Below are 1,678 nucleotides of genomic sequence, written 5' to 3' on the forward strand. Positions count from 1 at the left end.
TGCGGCGTGGTGTGCAGCAGCGTCGCCTGCAGGACCGCGGCCACCGTCAGCTCGAGGTTCTCCCGCGCCAGCGCCGGGATCGTGTACTTGTCGGAGATGACCTCGCCCTGCTCGGTCACCTTGATCGCGCCGTCCAGCGTGCCGTACGGCTGCGCCAGGATCGCCTCGTGGGTGGGGCCGCCGCCGCGCCCGACGGTGCCACCGCGACCGTGGAAGAGCCGCAGCCGCACCCCGTGCCGGGCGGCCACGTCACGCAGCGCGCGCTGCGCCTTGTGGATCGACCACTGGCTGGTGGTGATGCCGGCCTCTTTGTTCGAGTCCGAGTAACCGAGCATCACCTCCTGCAGGTCGCCGCGCGCCCGGACGATCTCGCGGTAGGCCGGCAGGGAGAGCATCTCGTCCAGCAGCTCGCCGCCGGCGTCCAGCTCGGCCGGCGTCTCGAGCAGCGGCACGATGCCGATCCGGGCACGCCCGGTGTGCACGTCGATCAGCCCGGCCTCGCGAGCCAGCACCGCGGCGGCCAGCACGTCGTCGACGCCCAGGGTCATCGAGATGATGTACGACTCGACGACGTCGGCGCCGAACCGGTCCTGCGCATCACGGATCGTGCCGAACACGTCGAACGTCTTGCGCGCCGACTCGGTCAGCGGAGTGTCGAGCGCGGCCAGCGGCCGTCGCCCGGTCAGCTCGGCGGCCAGCAGCTTGGTGCGCTCCGGCCGGTCCAGGCCGGCGTAGTCCTCCACCTCGCCGAGGCGGTCGTACATCTGGGCCAGCACCTCGTGGTGCTTCTCGGCGTGCTCCCGGACGTCGAGCGTGGCGAGCTGCAGCCCGAAGGCGGAGACGGTGCGGATCGCCGAGGCGACCGAGCCGACCGCGGTGAGCTGGCCGGAGTTGCGGGCCAGCGACGCCCGGATCAGCTCCAGGTCGGCGAGCAGCTCGTCGGTGCCCAGGTAGTCGCGACCGGGCACGTGCCCGGTGCCGTTGCGCAGGCGGGCACGGGTGTTGGCCAGCTTCGCCTTGATCGCCCGCACCTTCAGGCGGTACGGCTCCTCGGCGTTCGTGCGGCGGAACCGGGGCGCCACCTCGGGCAGGTTGTCCAGGTCCTTGGCCAGGCCGGCGGACAGGTCGAGGGACACCCCGCGCAGCCGCCGGGAGACCGACAGCTCGTCGATCAGCGCGTCCATCGCCCGCTCGGTGGCCTGCAGGCCGTGCTCGTGCTGGATCAGCAGGACGTCGCGGGTGACCTGCGGGGTGACGAACGGGTTGCCGTCGCGGTCGCCGCCGATCCACGTGCCGAAGGTCAGCGGCCGGGCCGTCGGGGCGGTCTCGACGCCCAGCTGGCGCAGTGTCTCGGCGAGGTCGTCGAGCACCTGCGGGGCGGCGTCCGCGTAGAGGTCCTTGAGGTAGTAGACGGCGTTGCGGGCCTCGTCGGTGGGATCCGGCCGGTCGAGCCGTAGCTCGTCGGTCTGCCACAGCATGTCGATCAGCTCGGCGAATCGGCGGGTCGAGACCGTCGTGTCGGTCGCGCCGTAGAGCACCGCGGCGGCCGCCTCGGCGTCCAGCGCGTCGGCGACCCGGCGCAGCTTGGACAGGATCGAGCGGCGGGCGGCCTCGGTGGGGTGTGCGGTGAACACCGGCCGCACCGCGAGCCGGCGGGCGGCCGCGGCGATCTCGTCGG

General features: G+C 72.9%; 1 protein-coding gene. It reads right to left on the reverse strand.

Going from position 1 to position 1,678, the window contains the following annotated elements; translation table 11 throughout:
- Positions 1–1,678: phosphoenolpyruvate carboxylase (locus AB0M20_RS42070; RefSeq protein WP_364306972.1), on the reverse strand; the 1,678-nt coding region annotated here is incomplete at both ends.

The sequence above is a fragment of the Actinoplanes sp. NPDC051633 genome, from assembly GCF_040681735.1.
In the GTDB taxonomy this organism is placed as follows: domain Bacteria; phylum Actinomycetota; class Actinomycetes; order Mycobacteriales; family Micromonosporaceae; genus Actinoplanes.